Source organism: Desulfovibrio sp. SGI.102 (genome assembly GCF_050314315.1).
Taxonomy (GTDB): Bacteria; Desulfobacterota; Desulfovibrionia; order Desulfovibrionales; family Desulfovibrionaceae; genus Desulfovibrio.
The window spans coordinates 42,005-61,176 of sequence record NZ_JBNPNC010000005.1 but is presented as its reverse complement, the minus strand read 5'-3'; the positions used below and the strand labels follow the sequence as shown (position 1 = coordinate 61,176).

Here is a 19,172-nt window from a genome sequence, read left to right as displayed (position 1 = left end):
GAGTTCCAGGATGAGCCAGCAGCCCATGGAACAGCAGGACGCCACGGGAATCCCGGGCGAGGAAGATCATTTCGCCGAAGGGCTTGCGGCAGCCCTGAAGGACGATGAACAGCCGGAGGACAGCTCGCAGCACCCCGAAGATGCAGGGGGAAGTACCCATCATGAAGCGGCTCCACAAGGCGTTCCTGCCGGCATTGAAGCCCCTGAAGCGGCCCCGATGCCGCAGGAGCCCCCTGCTCCGTCCCCTGCCGGTACTCCCCAGCAGACAGCAGAGGAAAAGAAGGCAGAACCGGAGGCAGCGCCTGCACAGCCTGCTGCGGTCAAGCTGCCTGAAGAGCTGCAAGCCGAATACGAGCGTCTGCAGGAGATGGATCCCGAAGCAGCGAAGATGGCCCTGGAAGACAGCCCGGCAGGGCAAGCCGTGCGTCACAGGCTTGAGCAGTACGGTGCGGAGCTTGCCTATGACCATGCCAGCCTTGTGATGATGCGCCGCCAGCAAGACACCGAGCGTGAGACCATGCGGCAGGAGCAGGCCCGACAGGCTGTCACGGCCCGGCAGCAGCACTTCCTGCAGGTCATGAAGCAGGATCACCCTGATTTCCATGCCCTGCTGACCGGCGGAGACCAGGCGGCCCAGATGCGTTTCCGCAATGACGTCCTGCAGTGGATCCAGGCCAAGCCCTACGCGGAGGCCGCCCCGCTCATGGACATTTTCACCAACAGCCAGGATCCGCAGGAAGTCGGCAGTCTCCTGGCCAAGTTCAAGAATGAGCGCAACGCCCGCAGGCCTGACCCCACGGGCGCCCTTGCGGTACCGGGACGCGGCGGGACCGTAGCCCCGGCCGGCATCGGAGACAAGGACGACTTCGACGCCGGACTGTCCCTCTCCCTTTCGTCCAAGTGAGGATAACCTATGCCGCCCATCACCGGTACCGGGGATATTTCCTACCGCACTGCGGGCTTCGTCTGCGGTGAGCTGCTCAAGCGTGCCCAGCCGCTTATCGTGCTGTCCCGCTTCGGCCAGCAGCAGCCCATCCCCAAGAATCACGGCAACGAGATCAAGTTCCGCGGCTATCTGCCCCTGGACAACATCCCCAAGGCCCTTGTGGAAGGCGTGACGCCAGCGGCTTCCAAACCCACTTTCCGCGACGTGGTGTCGCGTCTCCAGCAGTACGGCGACTACATCGAGATCACCGACGTGCTGTCGGACACCATCGAAGACCCCATCTGGGTCGAGTTCTCCGACATCCTGGGAGAGCAGTCCGCCATCATGCTGGAACGAGTGGTGACCAACAAGCTGCTGGCCGGCACCAACGTGTTTTTCTCCGGCAAGACGGGCGGCATCCAGGCAACGACCCGCGATGGCGTAAACGAGCCGCTGACCCTGACCTTACAGCGCCGTGTGACACGCGCCCTCAAGCGGCAGGAAGCCCGCACCATCACCGATGTGGTGGCTGCCAGCGCCAACTTCTCCACCTTTTCCATTGCCCCATCCTATGTGGCTGTCTGCCACACGGACGTGGAAGCCGACATCCGCAACATGCCCGGCTTTGTGCCCGTGGAAAAGTACGGCTCGTACAAGCCCATGGAAGGGGAAGTCGGCTCCGTTGAGAACGTGCGCTATGTGACCACCAACCTCATGGAACCGTGGCTGGATGCCGGTGCTGCTCCCGCAGGCGGGATGGAAGTGGAAAGCAATGAAGGCGCCTGCGCCGATGTCTACCCCATCCTCTACCTGGGCAAGAATGCCTTTGGTGTGACGCCCTTTGCCGCCCAGCGGGCCAGAGGGGCGGCCCCTGTGAATATCATGGCGCTGAACCCCAACACCCCGCGTGGTGGTGACCCGCTGGGCCAGCGTGGCAGCCTGGGCTGGAAGGCCTACCGCACGGCCGAGATCCTTTACGACATGTGGATGGCCCGTGTGGAAGTGGCCGTCACCCGCCTGTAGGAGGGCGATCATGGCTGAAAACAAGACTCAGGACCAAACCCCTTCCGATGATGTGCAGAAGCTGCGCACCGAACTGGAGGCGGCCAGGGCAGAGACTGCGGAGGCCCGTCAGGCCCTGCAGAAAGCCGAGGAGGAACAGAAGGCCGCTGCGCAAGAAGTGAAGACGCTGCGCAAAACAGCCGCCATGCAGGCCGCCATGGAAGAAAAGCGGGCCATGCACCAGCTCAGGCAGCAGGAAAAGGTGCTGCTGACCATCAACAGCGAGCCCAACGATTCCACGCCGGTGATGGTCTCTGTGAACGGCTATGCCTACCGCATCAACCGTGATGAGCCTGTGCTGGTCCCCAGGGCCGTTGCCGAAGCGCTGAAGCTGGCCATCATGGAAGTACCGCAGGTGAAACGCGACCCCAACGGCCAGGAAAGGACCGTATTCCGCCATGTCAACCGCTTCTCGTTTTCTGTCGAGACACCGACGGAGAACGACCAGGCGGAGGACGCCTAGCCATGCTGCTGGCGGCTGACGTCCTCCGCCTGGTGTCGGGTGCGTTGCAGGACCTTGAGCCGGGCATGGCCGCCCGCTGGCCATGGGAAGCCGAAGAGGGCCGCATCGGCCTGCTCGACTTTCTCAATGCCGCCCTGCGGGCTGTGGCCCTGCAACGCCCCGACTGCTGTGCCGTGACGGAGGTCATCCGCCTGGAGCCAGGCATGTTGCAGCATATCCCTTCTCGCAGGCGGCACGGCGCCAGCCGCGATGCCGCGGGATTTTGCGGACTTGTGCGGAACATGGGCATGGACGGCGAACACCCCGGGGCATCCATCGTTTCCGCGCAGCCCGACGTGCTCATGGCCTGGGCCGACAGCGTGCGACCTGACTGCCGGGTGGAGAACTTTGCTTACGACCGGACCAGCAACAGCCAGGTGTACTACGTGTGCCCGCCTGTCCCGGACGATGCCGATGTGTATGTGGAAGCCACCTACTACGCGGCGCCGACGGCTATCCAGACGCCGGACCAACCCCTGGGAGTGGCTGATGACTATGCCCAGGCCCTTGTGCACCACATGCTGGCCTCCGTTCTGTCCGGGGACAATGAAAGCAGCAATGCGACCAAGGCCAGCTACCACATGCAGCAGTTCAATGCCCTGCTGGGCGTCAAAACGCAGGTGGACAGCGTCTGGCCCAAAGCCAAAAGCAGCGTGGGAGGAGCGTAATGGTACACATGGAATCTCTGGACATCCTCGTGCGCCAGGTCCTGCCGCAGGTGCTCCCCTGCCCGCGCGGCATGGTGCTGGATGCCCTGCAGGCTGTGGCCAAGCATTTCTGCGAGCAAGCCGCTGTCTGGCGAGAACGCCTGGAAGAAACAGGATTGCAGGGAGAAGCGGATATCCCGCTTTCACTGCCCACTGGCAGCCGGCTGGTCATGATTCTTGGCGTCTGGCTGGACGGCAACAGGCTGCTGCCGGACGACTACCGGGCCGAAGGAAACAGCCTCTGCCTGCGGACGGTCCTGCCGCGGGAATGCAGTGTCGTGGTGGATGCGGCCCTGTGTCCGTCCCGCCTGTCAGAACGGTTGCCCGAACAGCTCATCGAAGCCTGGGGCGACGTACTTGCCTATGGTGCGCTGGCACGCCTCAAGGCCATGTCCGGCCAGAATGTCACCTGGACGGATGCTGCCGGAGCTCAGGTGGCACTGGAACAATACAACGAAGGTGTGGCGCGGGCGCGTATCCGGGCCATGTCCCGGTAGGAGATCGTCATGAGCAACCTGCCTCTCGTCAACGTCACAGCACAGATCAACGACCAGCAGGGGCATGCCTGTGCCGGCGCCGTGGTCAGGATGCGGCTGTGCAGCCCTGACAAGTACCAGGGCCTTGTGGTCCCCCGTGAAGTCACGGGAACGACGGACAAGACCGGACGCTGTGTGCTGCGCGTTTTTCCCAATGCCCTTGGCTACGAAGGCAGCGTCTATGACGTGCATATCAGCTTTCCGGCATCCGGGGCCGGTGTGTGCGGCAGCGTCCCCGCCACAGCTCCCATGCGGACCATCCGCGCCAAGGTCTTTGTGCCCAATGCGGACTGCAACCTCATGGACATCATGGACCTGGCCCCGCGCGAGCCGCTGCCGGCGGGATCCCTGCTGCCGGAGGAAGTGGCCGGTTATGCCGCGCAAGCGGCCGGCAGCGCTGAGGCGGCGCGGGATCAGGCCGAGGCCGCGGCATCGACCCTGGCACAGGTAACGGCCAGCGTGCAGCAGGCCGAGGCCGCCAAGACGGCCGCACAGGCTGCGGAAGGCAACGCCAACGCACAGGCGGACAGGGCACAGAGGCTCGTGGACAGCGTGGAAGACAGCATCAGCGACTTCGAGACCTCTGTGACGCAGCGGGTGGAAGAGACCGCCGGCCGCCTAGTGGCCGATGCCACGCGCTGCATCCGGGGACAAGAAGCTGTTGCCCTTGAGGCCATCGAACGACGCAGCAGCGAAGTCCTGGATGATATGAGCCGGGCCGTCAGTGATGCCCAGGGGACAGCCATCGCCAGCATCACCAATGCCGGCCAGAACGCTGTCCACGACATCACGGATGCCAGGGACAACGCCCTGGAAGAACTGCGCGAGATCGCTGCCGAATACGAGGAGGATGTCCTCAACCTCGTGGAGCGGGCGGAGAGCGCAGCCAAGAAATCTTCCTGTTCTGCGGCTGCTGCGGCGAATTCGGCTACCAAGGCCTGCCAGTGCGCCGAACGGGCCGAAAATGCCGCCCAGGGCCTCGAACGCTACCGCGACGATGCCCTGGATGCCGCGCAGAAGGCAGAAACATCTGCTGCCTGTGCCAATGCCGACGCCCAGCGGGCAGAAGCTGCCGCGGATTCCGCACAAAAGAGCGCCGACCAGGCCGCAGGGTCCGCCCTGGCTGCCCAGAAGGCTGCCCAGGCCGCTGATGCCAGTGCCGACGACGCCAATCTGGCAGCGGAACACGCCATTGCCGCACAGCAGGCGGCCGCCAGTGATTTGCAGGCTGTGAAGGCAGAGCGGGCAGACGTTGAAAAGATCGCCGCCGATGTGAACCAGTCCATTCTGGATGCCGCCGTGGATCTGCTCACGCCGCAGGTGGTGACAGAAGCCGTGGAGCGTGCCACCGCCGAGGCGGAAGGACACGCCACAGCCGCAGCGCAAAGCACCGCGCAGGCGAAGGACAGCGCCACGGAATCCGCACGGCAGGCCAACTATGCCAACGTCCGCGCCGACAGGGCGGAAAAAGCCCGCGACAGCGCAGAGGATGCCGCAGCCAGGGCGGAAGGCTTTGCCGGAAAACTGGAGGATTCCTACACCGTCCAGATGGCCGTGGCCGGGCTCGCCGAGCAGTTTTACACGCTCAGCGACCGTGTGACCAAGCTGGAGCTGCACCATGTGACGGAAGACCCCGACTGGATAGAGCCCGAACCGCAACTCCCGCCGGAAGGCGTGGAGATCGCGCCCGGTGTGACCGTGGCCCCTGTGACCCTGGTCGAACCCGGCGCAACGCCCCCCTCTAATGCGGCCCTGGTCGCCAAATTTGAAGAATACACGCCGTAGCGGCTGTATCCCTTCCCTGTCCACCCCTAACCCAACACAGGAGACTACCCATGGCTGAAACCACCAAGAAACTGTTCCGCTTCTTCGACGCCGAAGGCAACGCTGCGAGCATCAAGAGCGAGGACGTGTTCGACAAGACCTCCGGCAAGACCCTTGCCGAGTACCTGGCCGCTGCGCCCAGCACGGAAAGCATCCAGGGCCAGATCGATACGGCCATCGAAGCGGTGAAAACCGGCGACATCGCTACCCTGCAGAGCAGCCTGTCCAGCCTTTCCACCACGGTCAACAACTTCCTGACCGGCGAGCCCGACGACGGCACCATCGACCGCCTGTCCGAACTGGTCAATGCCATCAACGAGAACAAGGACAGCATCGACGCCCTGGTGGCCGATCATGTGAAGAAGAGCGAGATCGTCAATGACCTGACCACGGGCGGCGCGGACAAGGTGCTTTCCGCCGAGCAGGGCAAGGCCCTCAAGGCCCTGATCGACGCCCTGGATGCGGTCAAACACAGCCATGCCAACAAGGACGTGCTGGATGCCATCAGCAAGGCCGGCAGCGGCAACCTGGTCTTCAACGGCAAGGAGCTGACCGGTGAGACCGGCATCGCCTTCGGGAACAGCATCGAAAACGCCACCGCCTACACCGGCAAGCTGCGTGTAGTGGTGGAAGACTATACCGTGCCCGGCGTGTAGGCCTGACGCACGTAGCAAGGGGCAGGAGGAGCGGGAGCTCCCCTGCCCTGTTATGGAGGCATCATGCCGGAAAGCATGAAAATTTTGGCACAGTACATGTTCGTCACCCTGGAGAATCCCCTTGTTGTCGGGGGAGTGACCATTCCGGCGGGGACAACTGTCATGCTGGCGCCACAAACCACGGCCCACAGCGTGCGCGTGCCGGGCGGGCAGAGCCTGCTGGAAGCGTGGCCCAGCCTGAGCAAGGAAGGGCACACGCATACAGAGCTGCAGGCTTTGCTGAGTAGCCTTCAGACGGAGCAGATACGCACATCGGACAGGCTGACCCAGCTGGAACTGTGGGCGACTGAACACGGCTACGACGCGGCCGGTACCGCGCAGGAGTAAACATGAGCCAAACCACCGAAGCACAGACCACGCAGCCCACCTCGGAAGAAGTCATCGGCAAGGTCAATGAAAGCATCGCCGCCTTGCAGGAGGCGCAGAAGACCGTTGTGGAAGGGGCGCAGCTGCTGGCCGCGCATGTGAACGACCCCACCGCCCATGGTGCGGCCATCCCGGAAGTTGTGGAACAGCAGTTGCCTACCCCAATCATGGAAGGGACCAGCCTGAAATGGGAGAAAAAGGACGGGACGATCGTCGCCGGACCCGTGGACCTGAAGGGAGAACAAGGGGAAACCGGTCCCAAGGGGAATACCGGCGACACCGGTCCGCAAGGTCCCGAAGGGCCACAGGGACCGGAAGGCCCCCAAGGCCCCAAGGGCGATACCGGCGACACCGGCCCCCAGGGTCCCAAGGGCGAACAGGGCATCCAAGGCATCCAGGGCCCTCAAGGCCCCGCCGGTCCGCAAGGCCCCAAGGGAGATACCCCTCCCCTGACTTCTTCCCTCACCTCTACCGCCACGGACGTGGCCCTGAGCGCCAAGGCCGGCAACGACCTCAAAAAGCTGGCCGATGCCGCCAATAGTTCCGCACAGAATGCTCAAACCACTGCTGATGCTGCCAAGAGTTCCGCACAGGCTGCCATGAAAGTCTTTTCTGGGACGGCGCTTGCCCCTCTCGCTGAAAAGTTTCAGGCGCTGGGGAATGTCTCCGGGACAAAAGCTATCGACCTTACCGCTGGCCTGGCTGTTTCCGCGACCATCACTGGTGCAACGACGTTCTCTTTCACAGATGTCCCTCAAACAGGCGCTACCGTTGTCGTGATGCAGCTCACCAATGGTGGTGCATACACGATTACCTGGCCCTCCAGTATCAAGTGGTCTGGTGGAACTGCACCTAAACTAACAGCTTCTGGTATCGACATTGTTGTCCTGACGACCCATGACGCTGGTAGTACGTGGTACGGTATCGTCAATCTCAAGTATGTGTAAGAAGTAGTAACTATATGTTGAAATCTATGTTGTTTGGCGGTGTTGTGGAAACAGCAAAACCGTGGGTAGCTACTCTCGGTGGCAGCAGCCCTGACCCTGGTTACTCCGTAGCTGTTGCACCGGATGGTTCCGTTTATGTTTGTGGAGAAACCTGGTCGGCTGGTGCTGGATATAGTGATTTGCTTCTTGCAAAATTTAGCAGCTCAGGCACCGTGCAATGGCAGAGGATACTTGGTGGCAGCGACAATGACCGTGGTCGCTCCGTAGCTGTTGCACCGGATGGTTCCGTTTATGTTTGTGGATATACCGAGTCGGCTGGTGCTGGAGGTTATGATTTGCTTCTTGCAAAATTTAGCAGCTCAGGCACCGTGCAATGGCAGAGGACACTTGGTGGCAGCAACGATGACGAAGGACACTCCGTAGCTGTTGCATCGGATGGTTCCGTTTATGTTTGTGGATATACCGAGTCGGCTGGTGCTGGAAATCAGGATTTGCTTCTTGCAAAATTCAGCAGCTCAGGCGCCGTGCAATGGCAGAAGACACTTGGTGGCAGCGATTATGACGATGGTCGCTCCGTAGCTGTTGCACCGGATGGTTCCGTTTATGTTTGTGGAGAAAATCGCTATAATTTTCTTCTTGCAAAATTCAGCAGCTCAGGCGCCGTGCAATGGCAGAAGACACTTGGTGGCAGCAACCCTGACAGTGGTTACTCCGTAGCTGTTGCACCGGATGGTTCCGTTTATGTTTGTGGATATATCGATAGTTATAGTTATTTTCTTCTTGCAAAATTCAGCAGCTCAGGCACCGTGCAATGGCAGAGGACACTTGGTGGCAGCGACGATGACGAAGGACACTCCGTAGCTGTTGCACCGGATGGTTCCGTTTATGTTTGTGGATATACCGGTTCGGCTGGTGCTGGAAGTTGGGATTTGCTTCTTGCAAAAATAACTGATTCTCTCATTGAAAAAGATATAGTTACTTTCGGTAATCTTAATTTTCAAGACGCATCCTTAACGTCGAAAAATGTATCATTGACGAGTAAATCTAGTAGTTTGTCAGTTTCTAACGCCGGTTTAACGGTGACAACCCCTTCACTAACAGTGGTAACCCCTTCACTCACTACAAATCTTTATACTTTATAAGGAGTAACCTATGCTTGTAAATATAAAAACACTCAATGTTCTTTCTGAACATAACTTTTTCAAATCCCATCCCAACGTCTCTTTTCCAACAACGCTAACGGACGAAGTTCTTGCCCCCTTCGACCACGCTGTCCTCACCCTCACTCCCCAACCGGAGTTCAATGATTGGACGCATGAACTCTCCGATGGCAAGCCGGAATATCGGGACGGGAAATGGTATCAGACGTGGGTACTTACCCCAGTGACACACACGCCTGAAGAAAACGCAGAAAGACTTCTCCAGCGGAAGGAACAAAAGGTCGCCCAAATCGACGCCCAGACCTCTTCCGCCATCATGGCCGGCTTCACTTGTGAAGCTACCCCGCCGGATACCGGCACACCGGAGCTGCTGCACTTCTCGTACGACGAGTTCGACCAGCAGAACTTCGCCGACGCGGCTGTGTCCATGCAGCTCGCGACGGCCAGCGATGGCGGTATCCCCACTACCACGCCCTGGAACGCCTACCGTGGCCACACGGCGGACAGCAAGGGAGAGCTGGTCATCCTGAACCTGACGGCGGAAACCTTCCTGCCCATCTACGCCGCCGCCCTGAACCACAAGGCCACCCAAATGGCCATCGGCGGGCAGCGCAAGGCCGCCGTGGCCGCCGCGCAGACCGTAGAAGACGTGGGGGCCATCTGATGCCCGCCTATCTGCACAATCTGCTTGTGGCCTGTGATCAACTCATGAACACCCTTCTGGGCGGCTGGCCGGATGAGACCTTATCGTCTCGTTTCTGGCGCTGGCATGTGGCTGGGGTTCGTAGCTGGCCATGCCGCTGCCTGGACAGGCTGGCCGCCCTGTTTGGCGACAGGGAACACTGCCGCCAGTCCTATGAAAGCGAGCGTTCTGGCAGACAGTTGCCGCCTGAACTGCGCTGACGGAGAACTCCATGCAGCTTGGATTCGTCGTCTCCAATGCCACGGAAAAGATGGAGATCGCTGTCTGCAACAAACCGGGCAGCGACCAGAACATCATCAAGGTACGCACGACGCACCAGGGGGCATGGTCCCCCTGGATGCGTATCGACGTCCACCGCAAGGGCAATGACGATCATGGGGAACTGGATGCTGTAGTGTACGAGGCCAGCGTGGCCAAGACGGCCAAAACGGCCCAGGCGGCCCAAAGCCTGGCATCACCGGTGACCATAACATTTACCGGCGACATATCTGGATCGTTCTCCTTCGATGGCCTTGATCCTTCCGTGCAATGCAAGATCAGCGGTGTGCAGAGCGCCATCAATACGGCCATTGCCGATCATGTGAAGAAGTACCACAGCTACAGTCCGGGAGATGAGTACTGACCATGCCCACCATTACCGTTGCGGCTTTTGCAGGTGCCATACCTCGTATTTCTTCTCGGCTGCTGGAAAGCCAGAATGCCCGTGACTGCGTGAACTGTGATCTGGACAGCGGCGCTCTGCGCGCGCTGCACGGGCCGGAAAAGGTACTTGCCCTGCCCGATCCGGCGGGAACCATATTCAAGCATGACACAGACGGCTGGTTGCACTGGCCCGGCGAGGTCAGCGTAGTCAAAAGCGCGGTACTGGACGCCGATGGGGAAAAGCCCCTGGGACAGCTGCTGGTGACCGGAGACCGGGCATACCCGACCATGTATCTGGCAGGGGGGGACGTGTATCGTCTTGGTATTCCCCGTCCTGCGGCAGCCCTGACGCTGGCTGCCGCAGCAGGCGCCCAACTACAGGAGACGGAAGGGCGCGCCTGGTCTGCGGACCATATCGCTGCCGCCCCGGCGCGCTATGGCAGTGAAGGTGAGGAGCTATGCGGCATCATCCAGGACAGTGACACGGCGACAGTCGAGGCGTTTTCACGGCTGGCCCTGGAGGAAGACACAGAAGGAGACGCCTCGGATGAAAACGATGCCCCCATAACGGACAGCGGCATCCAGCGCAGTACAGCCTATGTGTACACCTACGTCCAGATGCTGGCTGGTGGGGTCATCCAGTATGAAAGCGCGCCCTCTCCCGCTTCTGAGGTCATCGACGTGCTGGACGGCGACGGCGTGACACTGACGGGGTTTACTCTGCCGGATCTGGAGGGGCTGACCGTGACGCACATCCGTCTGTACCGTACGGTTTCCGGGCTGGAATCGTCCGAGTTCCATCTGGTGGTCGAAATACCTGTGGAAGAGCTGGAGGCGGCCGACTGGCAATACACAGACGTGCTGCATGACAAGGACGTCTCCACCGAAGTCCTCCAGACGAGCACCTGGGACCCCATCCCGGACAATGCCCGCGGTCTCATCAAGACGGACAACGGCATCTATGCCGCCTTTCGAGGCAATGAACTGCTGATCTCTGAACCATTTATCCCTTATGCCTTCCCCGCATCCTACCGCCTGACTGTCGAGGACAGCATCGTGGCCCTGGCCCATGTGGACAATACCATCGTCGTGCTGACCACAGGCCGCCCGTATCTGGCGCAAGGCTCGGTGCCGGAAAGCCTGGCCCTGACCCATCTGCCCATCGAGCAGGCCTGCGTCTCCGCCCGCAGCGTGGCCACGCTGCCCGGAGGTGTGCTGTATGCCAGCCCGGACGGGCTGATGCTGTTTTCCAGCAACCAGCAGACGTTGGCCACAGATCAAACATACAGCAGGGAACAGTGGCAGGCGCTGGGGCCGGAACGGCTTATGGGAGCCGTGCATGAGAACCGCTATATCGGTTTTTTTGAGGGAACCAGCACCGGCATCCTGTTCCACATCGGGCGTGCGGACGTCACCCGCCTGGAATTGCCGGAAGAATGGAAGGTGCGCTGCCTGTACCACCACAGCGAGGATGATGCCCTGTATCTGAGCGTGGAAACGCCGGATGGCCCTGGCATCTGGAAGTTTGAAGCCGACGATGCCGCCCCCCTGCCCTATTGCTGGCACAGCAAGACCTTCTTTTCCTCGGCCCTGTGTGCCATGACCGCCGCCCGTGTGCAGGGAGAGATGTCCCCCGGAAATCCTGTCAAGATGGACATTTTTGGCCCGGACAGCGTACGGCAAAGGGAAACCCTGTTTTTGACCGGGGACAAGGCCGTACGCATACGGCCGACACGATCTGAACGGGTATGGAGCTTCCGCTTGTCCGGGACGGCCGACGTTTACGAGGCGCGCCTGGGCGGCAGTATCGAGGGGATAGAAAATGGCATCTGAAAGCCTCGACCGTGGGCTGCAAAGCGTCCCACGCGGACTGCCTTCCGGCCTGACCATCTACCTGCAAAGCCTCGACGCTGTCGTCCGGCGCTTGGCCGGCCTGTCTCGTGGCTCTGAAAAAGCGCAGGCCGTGCGGCGTGGAGATTCAGGCATCACGCTGGGAGGGAATGCCCAGACGACGATAACGACAACGAAGCTGGCTGATGGAGCTGTGACTTCTGCCAAGATCGCTGACAACGCCATCACCGGGGCCAAGATCGAGATGGGCAGCATCGGCAGCCGTGAGCTAGGAGTCAAATCCGTTGGTGAAGAAGAATTGCAGCCTGGGGCTGTCACCACATCGCGGGTTGCCGATGCCGCCATCACCACGGAAAAGCTGGCGGACGGAGCTGTGACGCCGGAGAAGATGGCGCCCGGGACACTTTTCGACATGGCCCAGGAATCCGGCACAGCGGCGGATGGTGAGCAGGTAACGCTGCTGGGCAACTTTGCCATGATGCCGCTTCTTGCCATTGCCGGGTTCAAGATACCCTTCCCGGATGATGCGTCCAGACCGGCAGAAGGAAACCTTAAAGTATCACTTGAAAATCTCCACAAGGATACTGCCACAGGACGCTGGACCTTCACCGCCCGCTGCTGTCTGGAAAAACCCCTGGAAGACGGCACAGTCGAGACCATCAGCAGCGGGACGCTTGCCTGGAGCGCGGCAGGAGAGGAGGCAGACGATGCAGGATAGCCGTTTGCACATGCACTATTTGGGGGACACCAACGCCGAGCGCAATCTTTTGCGTGCCATCTACGGACGTCTGAAAAGCGAAAAGACGCTCTCCTGTACCTACTATGACGGCACGATCCGCAGCGAGGAAGAATTCCTGGCGGACATCCTGCACCCCGGAAGCCTGCCCTTCCTGATCTTCTGGGAAGGACGTCAGGCCGGTTTCTGCTGGTTCAATACCGTCCGGGGGAAGAGCGCCTACGGGCATTTTGTGTTCTTCCGCGACTTCTGGGGCCACCAGACCACCTGCCAGATGGGGCGGGCCATATTCTCCCGCGTGCTGACCTTCAAGGATCAGCAGGGCTACCTGTTCGACGTACTGCTGGGCCTGACGCCAAGGAAAAATGCTTTGGCGTGGCGCCTGGCGCTCCTATGCGGTGCGCGCCGGATCGGCGTCATCCCCCATGGAGTTTTTGATGCTGCAAACGGCAAAAGTGCTGATGCCATGCTCGTGGCCGTGACCCGTGACAGCCTGGGGATAGAGAAATGAGGATCTACACCAGAATCGTTTTCAAAATGGACGATATGTCCGTGATCGAAGCGGATGCCTACGATTACGACGGGCCCGTAGCCCTGTGCGGCGGCGGTAGCGGGGGCGGCAGCAGCACGACCAATACCGTGGACTATGGGTACAACGCCCGCATGGCGGCACTTTCCGAAGAGCAGCAGGCCTGGGCACGGGAATACTTTGAAATGTGGCAGACGCATTTCAAGCCTTATGAGATCGCCCAGGCCCAGGCCAACATGGAAATGCTGCCGCTGGAAACGAACCTGTACAAGAACCAGTTACAGGCAGCCACGCAGCTGCTGCCCCAGCAGACGGAAGCCGCCCAGAAGTTCCTGGAAGCGTCCACCTCCGGCGTTGACATCAATGAACGCATGGCCCTGGCTACCGCTGATGCCTCCAGCGCCTGGAAGGACGTGCAGGGGCAGACGCTGCGGGCCAATGCCCGGATGGGCGTCAACCCGAACAGCGGACGCTTTCAAGGCGTCAACGCCGCGCTGGATACCCAGAAGGCCGCGCAGCTTGCAGGCGCCAGAACGCAGGCCCGTGTGGGTGCGGAACAGGAAAACTACGAACGTCTGAAAAATGCCGCCAGCTTCAATGCCACGGGCGGGATCCTGAGCGGGCTTGGCGCTCTGTCCAGTTAAGGAGGAATCATCATGGCACTGTACACCTCCAAAAATCCTTTCAACCGGGCAAGCGATACCTTTCAGCAGGCCACTCAGACCATGGGCAGCAGAACCAAGGAAGGCCCCAGGACGGAGTACGAATCGGCGCCGCCCACTCCCGGGCAAGTCATCACGCAAGGCCTTGGTGTGGTGGGCACGGGCAAGCAGCTCTATGGCATGGGGCAGGACGCCTATGGTTTTCTGGCAGGACTTGGGGCCCCGGATGCCGCTGCGGAAGCAGCCAGCGCAGGAGCCGGAGCCGCACCTGCCACAGGCGGTGTCCAAGCGGCACAGGCAGCCGACCTTGCCCTGCCTGCCGTGCAGGCCCAGACAGGGGCGCAGGCCGCTGCCAGTGACGTGGCGACATCCGGGCTGCACATGGCGCCCCAGGAGGCCGCCCAAAGCCTTGGCCCGATGTCCGGTGATTTGACCAAGCCCATCGGCGAAGGGATGTCCGGCGGGGCTTCAGGGACTGCGGAAGGCGCCGCGGCTGGCGCGGGATCAGGATTTTCCCTTGGTCCGATGCTGGGATCAGCCGCGGGCGGCGCGCTTGGCTCGCTGGGCGGCCAGGCCCTGGGGCAAGCCATTGGTGGGAATACGGGCGGCCAGGTGGGCAAAGTCGTGGGGGGTGCAGCTGGCGGTGTGCTCGGCAGCATGGCGGCAACGTCCCTTGCTTCCAGCCTAGCAGGCGGAGCTGCCGGCAGTGCGGCCGGTGCGGCAGCCGGGGCCGCCGGCGGAGCCGCGGCCGGGTCCGTGGCCCCTGGTGTGGGGACGCTCATCGGCGCCGGTATCGGCGCTCTGACCTCTTTCTTTTTCTAGGGGGGCGTCATGGCTCTTTACAAGACGGGCATCAATCCTTCCCAGATGGCGCAATCCGCCATGAATGCCGCCACACAGGCTGCGGCCTCACAGACCAAGCAGACCACCACCAAGGTCAAGAAAGAAGGCAACGTCTGGGATGACATCTACAAGGGGGCCGCAGCGGTCGCCGCTGTGGGCAGAGGCGTCAATTCCCTGGTGGATGCGGCGGGCAGCGCGTGGGACATGTACGACCAGTACAAGCTGCGCAGCGCCTATGACGACGTGAGCAAGACCTTTGGACAAGGTGGCTTTGAAAGCATCCAGAACAACCCGGACATGCAGGACTACTGGCACGCCCAGGCTGTGGGGCAATTCGTCAAGGACAGGGCCGGCACGGAAAAGGGCCGCCTGGAGATGCTGAAGAGCATGGATGCCGCTGCCGACAAGCAATACCAGGACTGGCGGGTGCAGGCCATGACGGTCAACAAAGCCTTCCAGTCAGGAGATATGCAGCAGTTCATGCCCCTTATGGAGCAGCTGGCTGCAACATCCCCTCTGCCCTACCGGCTTGAAGGAACCCAAGACGGAAAGTTCAGGGTGTTGTTCCGTTCTGACCAGCACCAAGGATGGACGGCCACAGGTCAACTGATCACTCCGCAGGAAGCCATGGCCGAAGTAAACAAGGTTTTGCAGGGCGAACAGTCCGTCTTGCGCGGTCTTGACGGGAAACTGCATCCCGTTAACCCGGGATTCAATGCTGCGGCTGCCCGCTACTATTGGGGTACCGTCATGGGGAATGCCGAGAACAGGCTCGACCCGAAGAAACAGATCCCCCTCTACGATTCCGGCGGGAATGTCGTCGGCCTGGGCGTGATCCAGAATCCTGTGGATGACTACGGCGCCCAGCCCAAGCTGCTGGTTTTTGACCGCCGCGGCAGACAAGTCGGTGTGTATGATGGCATGGAAGGCGTCCTGCAAGCCGGTATGAGCCCCTACAGGCCGGCGAAGCAGAAAGGCAGCGGCAATGGCGGTACGGGCCAGACCGCAGACACTTTCAAACTGACCGACGGCGACCGCTCTGCCCTGCGCCGGGCCTGTACCGTCATGGATCCGAACAGCGGAGAGGAACGAGTGGACCACGGCAAGGTCGCCGCTCTTGAAAACTTCATGCAGCGCAATGGGCTTTCTGCCGACGCTGCCCTGGCCGCTTTTGACGAAAACGTGGCCATAGCCATGCAACAGGGTGCAGCCAACCTGCAGGCTGCGGAATGGGCGGTACTGGCTAAAATGATGGGGAAACCACTGCCCCAGCGCACAAACGGCAATCAGGCCGGTGGCAGTGCCCATGCCGGAGGCCAGCAAGGTGTGCTTCATGGTCTTGGGGAAAGGATCAGAAAAGCTGCTGACGGCAAATCCGGCTCCGCCAGTGTCAGCGCGCCGACATCAGACAAGACCGCTCCCTCTGCTGCGGAGAGATTCTGGAACGAGCCAGGTTATCTGCCCCAGCTGCTGGGCGGCATGGGGAAAGGGGCCCTTGATGACCTGAATGATCCCAAGGCCCCTGTATCCATCCCAGGCTACTACTAACCAGCCAGGACTTTAAGCTCTTTAACAACGGCATAGAGAGGAGAGGAAAGGGCCGGGAATCATCCGGTTCCCGGCCCCTATTTTTTAACGGCCCAGCGCCACGGCCACGTTGAGGCTCAGGCGCAAGTGCAGGCTGGCATCATCCAGCGCCTGGCGGAATCCTTGCTCGGCTTCCGTACGGCTCTGGAACAGGCTATCCAGCAGGCACTGCGGGCTGAACATGGTATCAGCATTGCGGCCCAGGTCGGACACGGCGTAGCTGAACAGGTCGCCGCGGCGGGCGTCCAGTTCCCGCAGCATGGCCATGAACTCTTGCCGGAGGCCGGCTTCGCGTCGGGTCCAGTCCTGCCACAGCTCCAGCAGCGCGGCCTCCTGCGGGCCGGGGACGTGTCTCCGGTCGCGGTGCGGCGGATAGAAGCAGCCGTTGCGGTACAGGGGCAGGCGCTCCGGTTGCGGCGGCAGGGCCTTGGGTAGCGCGTCGATCTTGGCCTGCACCCACGCCAGAGCGTCCGGTATCCACTCCTGCGGCAGTTCTTTGATGTTGGTGAGGTTGAAGGCGGCCTTGAGCTGGTTCCAGCAGGCATCAAAGGGCACGTTGGACAGCTTGGCCCACGAGCCCACCAGCGCTCGCAGAGGCTTGCGGTCGGCCACGCTGGACGGCGTGATGGAGAGGGAGCCAGGAAAATCCACGATGTCCTGGGTGATGTTGCGGGCGGCTTCCTTCTGTCGGGCCAGCTCCTCTTCCATGCGGTTGAAGGCTTCGATGTAGGCCAGCTTCATGGCTAGGGCCTTCTTGCCGGTGTAGCCCATGACCAGCAGCATGAAGCCGTCGCGGTAGAGGATGAAGTAAGTCTCTTGTCGTTCGGAATTGTTGGGGCCGGGGATAGTGCGGAACGTCTCCTCAAAATTGAGGGCACGAAAATTTTCAGGGGTGCTTTCAATTAACCCCCTGATGTCTCGACAGATATTGTCGTGACGCTTGCCGAAGAAATTGGCAACCTCAAGAGATGTGGTGGCCGGACGGCCAGCGTGGAGAGATACTGAGGGAGAGAATACTTCGGGAATGAGCTGGGCCTGTGACATAGTAACCTCGTGTAGTTTCTGATTGGCCCCTGCAAAAGCAAAGGGCCGGGAGCTCAGAACTGTACACGAACAGCCAGGCCTATTCCCCCACCTTACGGCAAGGTATTGTATTAGCCTACTCCCGACCCATGATGGTCATAGTATACACCACTCCCAAGGTGTCAGACAGCCTTGACAGGGCACAAAAATAGCCAAATCTCACGGGTTGGCGTCCGTCGTGTAGGAGTTTCTGAGGCTCCGCAAAGAGAGGACGCCATAAAACGCTGGGGATGTCAAGGGGAAGGGCGGCCAGGAGGCCGCCCCTACTGCGATTTTACCATAACCCCGCTTGCTGGCAAGGTTCCTTGACGAATCGGTTTTCGTTGCCCTGGAGTTTTTCGATGCGCTTGGCGCGGGTACATTCCCACTGATCCACGGGGTACATCTTGTTCCATGCGTTGAAGAGCTGCTTTTGCTGGCGGCTGAGGCGGTACTTGTCATAGCTGTCCGCCATATAAAGCGCAGCCCGGGCGACTTGGCCTTTGGATCGTGCCGGAGGTTCAAAACGGCCCCCGTCCACCTTGGCTTCACAGGTGCCAAAGGCCGCCTTGGCCGAAGGCAGTTCTGAATACTGCTTGTTGCTGCGGACAGCATTCACGGCGCCGATGGCGGGGAACAGGTTGTACATATCTGCCTGCATGTGGCGGTAGTCGGCATTGACCTTTTCCGCGCACGCCCGCCCCTTGAATGGTTTGCCCTTGCTTACGCACTGGGGATGGCCTTCACGCCATTCTTCGAAGGCTCGCCCAAAGTTTTCAGCCGGTACGGCATGTTCCCACTCGACTTTGTTCGCACGTTTCTGGTGCTTCTCAGTGAAGAAGCCCTCAGGCAGATCGATGTTTTTCTTCTCATCGAACGAGGCCCCGCAGTAGAGCGTCACACGGTGATCAAAATAAACCTGACGCTCAAGCATCTTCTTTGCCCTGGAGAAGCTGTCGTTTATTTCGTTGCCGGCAGCAAAGGCACTCCCCATGCCCAGGGGGGTAAGGAGTAGGGCAGCAGCCAAAAGAGCAGTGGTGAGTTTGCGGAAGTGTCGGTACATGGTGCCTCCTGAACTTTTGGAGAGGCTACCACGCGGCAAGAGGCGGGGCAACAGGGACGGTGAAAGAAGAGGTAAAAAGAAGGCGGCCCCGAAGAGCCGCCCCTTGTCGGCCAAAGAGCTGCCAGCACAGGTAGGCAGCGAAGGTGAAACTCAGTAGTGGTAGCGACACTGGAGGACGATCAGGGCCATCCCCTGCGCATCGAGGCGATACACAAGGCGGTCTTCCTGATTGATGCGGCGGGACCAGCATCCCGCAAGGTCAAAGCGGAGCGGCTCCGGCTTGCCAAGGCCTTCAAACGGATTGCGGAGCGCATCACGCAGCAACTCATTGATGCGCTTCACCGTCCGTTTGTCGGTCGCCTGCCAGTACAGATAATCTTCCCACGCTTGGGACGTCCAGGTCAGCAGCATGGCTAATCCTCAAGGTCATGCTGTACCGTCTTTCCCGCGTCAGCGGCGTGCAATGCTTCCCGTAACCGGGCGGCATTGGCCGGGGAACGCAGTAGATAGGCTGTCTCCATGATGGCGTTGTAGTCCTCCAGGGACATCATGACGACGGAGGGGGACTTCTGGCGCGTGATGATGACGGGTTCGTGGTGGTCACAAACCCGGTTCATGGTTTCCGCAAGGTTCTGCCGTGCCTCGGTGTAGGTGATGGCCTGCGACATATGCGTCTCCTTTTTGTACAGAAACGAGTACATATTTTGTTTATTTTGTCAACTCCTCTCCTCCGGCCGTTGTCCATACCC

General features: G+C 60.7%; 23 protein-coding genes. 19 read left to right on the top strand and 4 right to left on the bottom strand.

What is annotated here, in order from left to right; translation table 11 throughout:
- Positions 1-10: 10 nt before the first annotated feature.
- The 19 genes from ACQRCJ_RS02470 to ACQRCJ_RS02380 all read left to right on the top strand — a co-directional run bounded on the left by ACQRCJ_RS02470 (position 11) and on the right by ACQRCJ_RS02380 (position 16,259).
- Complete coding sequence (locus ACQRCJ_RS02470) at positions 11-904, top strand: hypothetical protein (RefSeq protein WP_072333313.1); 894 nt, start codon at positions 11-13, stop codon at positions 902-904.
- A gap of 9 nt (positions 905-913) precedes the next feature.
- Complete coding sequence (locus tag ACQRCJ_RS02465) at positions 914-1,948, top strand: N4-gp56 family major capsid protein (RefSeq protein WP_427799310.1); 1,035 nt, start codon at positions 914-916, stop codon at positions 1,946-1,948.
- 10 nt (positions 1,949-1,958) lie between these two features.
- Entirely contained in the window at positions 1,959-2,450 is a 492-nt protein-coding gene (locus ACQRCJ_RS02460) for a hypothetical protein (protein ID WP_072333319.1), read from the top strand.
- Positions 2,451-2,452: 2 nt separating this feature from the next.
- Positions 2,453-3,157 (top strand): DUF6682 family protein, encoded by a 705-nt coding sequence (locus ACQRCJ_RS02455; RefSeq protein WP_304021760.1) that lies wholly within the window; start codon positions 2,453-2,455, stop codon positions 3,155-3,157.
- 8 nt (positions 3,158-3,165) lie between these two features.
- Positions 3,166-3,693 (top strand): hypothetical protein, encoded by a 528-nt coding sequence (locus ACQRCJ_RS02450; protein WP_427799309.1) that lies wholly within the window; start codon positions 3,166-3,168, stop codon positions 3,691-3,693.
- Between the two features lie 9 nt (positions 3,694-3,702).
- Positions 3,703-5,517 (top strand): hypothetical protein, encoded by a 1,815-nt coding sequence (locus ACQRCJ_RS02445; RefSeq protein WP_427799308.1) that lies wholly within the window; start codon positions 3,703-3,705, stop codon positions 5,515-5,517.
- 50 nt (positions 5,518-5,567) lie between these two features.
- Positions 5,568-6,212 (top strand): hypothetical protein, encoded by a 645-nt coding sequence (locus ACQRCJ_RS02440; RefSeq protein WP_427799307.1) that lies wholly within the window; start codon positions 5,568-5,570, stop codon positions 6,210-6,212.
- 75 nt (positions 6,213-6,287) lie between these two features.
- Positions 6,288-6,599, top strand: a complete 312-nt coding sequence (locus tag ACQRCJ_RS02435) for a hypothetical protein (RefSeq protein ID WP_427799306.1) — start codon at positions 6,288-6,290, stop codon at positions 6,597-6,599.
- 2 nt (positions 6,600-6,601) lie between these two features.
- Positions 6,602-7,585, top strand: a complete 984-nt coding sequence (locus tag ACQRCJ_RS02430) for a hypothetical protein (RefSeq protein WP_427799305.1) — start codon at positions 6,602-6,604, stop codon at positions 7,583-7,585.
- Positions 7,586-7,599: 14 nt separating this feature from the next.
- Positions 7,600-8,727, top strand: coding sequence for an SBBP repeat-containing protein (locus ACQRCJ_RS02425; protein WP_427799304.1), 1,128 nt, complete (start codon positions 7,600-7,602; stop codon positions 8,725-8,727).
- Positions 8,728-8,968: 241 nt separating this feature from the next.
- A complete protein-coding gene (locus tag ACQRCJ_RS02420; RefSeq protein WP_427799303.1) occupies positions 8,969-9,409 on the top strand; it encodes a hypothetical protein in 441 nt (146 codons plus the stop codon).
- Positions 9,409-9,648 carry a pseudouridine synthase gene (locus ACQRCJ_RS02415; protein ID WP_427799302.1) on the top strand — a complete coding sequence of 80 codons (240 nt, stop codon included), beginning with the start codon at positions 9,409-9,411 and terminating at the stop codon, positions 9,646-9,648. The genes ACQRCJ_RS02420 and ACQRCJ_RS02415 overlap by 1 nt, the downstream gene beginning before the upstream one ends.
- A gap of 11 nt (positions 9,649-9,659) precedes the next feature.
- Positions 9,660-10,070, top strand: a complete 411-nt coding sequence (locus ACQRCJ_RS02410) for a hypothetical protein (RefSeq protein ID WP_427799301.1) — start codon at positions 9,660-9,662, stop codon at positions 10,068-10,070.
- Between the two features lie 2 nt (positions 10,071-10,072).
- Positions 10,073-11,923 (top strand): hypothetical protein, encoded by a 1,851-nt coding sequence (locus ACQRCJ_RS02405; protein WP_427799300.1) that lies wholly within the window; start codon positions 10,073-10,075, stop codon positions 11,921-11,923.
- Positions 11,913-12,659, top strand: coding sequence for a hypothetical protein (locus tag ACQRCJ_RS02400; RefSeq protein ID WP_427799299.1), 747 nt, complete (start codon positions 11,913-11,915; stop codon positions 12,657-12,659). The genes ACQRCJ_RS02405 and ACQRCJ_RS02400 overlap by 11 nt, the downstream gene beginning before the upstream one ends.
- Positions 12,649-13,188, top strand: a complete 540-nt coding sequence (locus tag ACQRCJ_RS02395; RefSeq protein ID WP_427799298.1) for an N-acetyltransferase family protein — start codon at positions 12,649-12,651, stop codon at positions 13,186-13,188. The genes ACQRCJ_RS02400 and ACQRCJ_RS02395 overlap by 11 nt, the downstream gene beginning before the upstream one ends.
- Positions 13,189-13,223: 35 nt before the next feature.
- A complete protein-coding gene (locus ACQRCJ_RS02390) occupies positions 13,224-13,850 on the top strand; it encodes a hypothetical protein (RefSeq protein WP_427799297.1) in 627 nt (208 codons plus the stop codon).
- Positions 13,851-13,862: 12 nt separating this feature from the next.
- Positions 13,863-14,690, top strand: coding sequence for a hypothetical protein (locus tag ACQRCJ_RS02385; protein WP_427799296.1), 828 nt, complete (start codon positions 13,863-13,865; stop codon positions 14,688-14,690).
- Positions 14,691-14,699: 9 nt separating this feature from the next.
- Entirely contained in the window at positions 14,700-16,259 is a 1,560-nt protein-coding gene (locus tag ACQRCJ_RS02380; protein WP_427799295.1) for a hypothetical protein, read from the top strand.
- A gap of 84 nt (positions 16,260-16,343) precedes the next feature.
- Here the strand turns inward: ACQRCJ_RS02380 and ACQRCJ_RS02375 are convergent, their stop codons facing one another.
- The 4 genes from ACQRCJ_RS02375 to ACQRCJ_RS02360 form a co-directional block, all read right to left on the bottom strand.
- On the bottom strand, positions 16,344-17,342 hold the full coding sequence (locus ACQRCJ_RS02375; RefSeq protein WP_427799294.1) for a Rha family transcriptional regulator: 999 nt from the start codon (positions 17,340-17,342) through the stop codon (positions 16,344-16,346).
- Between the two features lie 313 nt (positions 17,343-17,655).
- A complete protein-coding gene (locus ACQRCJ_RS02370) occupies positions 17,656-18,423 on the bottom strand; it encodes an endonuclease (RefSeq protein WP_427799293.1) in 768 nt (255 codons plus the stop codon).
- Positions 18,424-18,573: 150 nt separating this feature from the next.
- Positions 18,574-18,834 (bottom strand): Txe/YoeB family addiction module toxin, encoded by a 261-nt coding sequence (locus tag ACQRCJ_RS02365; RefSeq protein WP_072333371.1) that lies wholly within the window; start codon positions 18,832-18,834, stop codon positions 18,574-18,576.
- Positions 18,835-18,836: 2 nt separating this feature from the next.
- Complete coding sequence (locus ACQRCJ_RS02360; RefSeq protein WP_072333374.1) at positions 18,837-19,091, bottom strand: type II toxin-antitoxin system Phd/YefM family antitoxin; 255 nt, start codon at positions 19,089-19,091, stop codon at positions 18,837-18,839.
- Between the last annotated feature and the right edge of the window lie 81 nt (positions 19,092-19,172).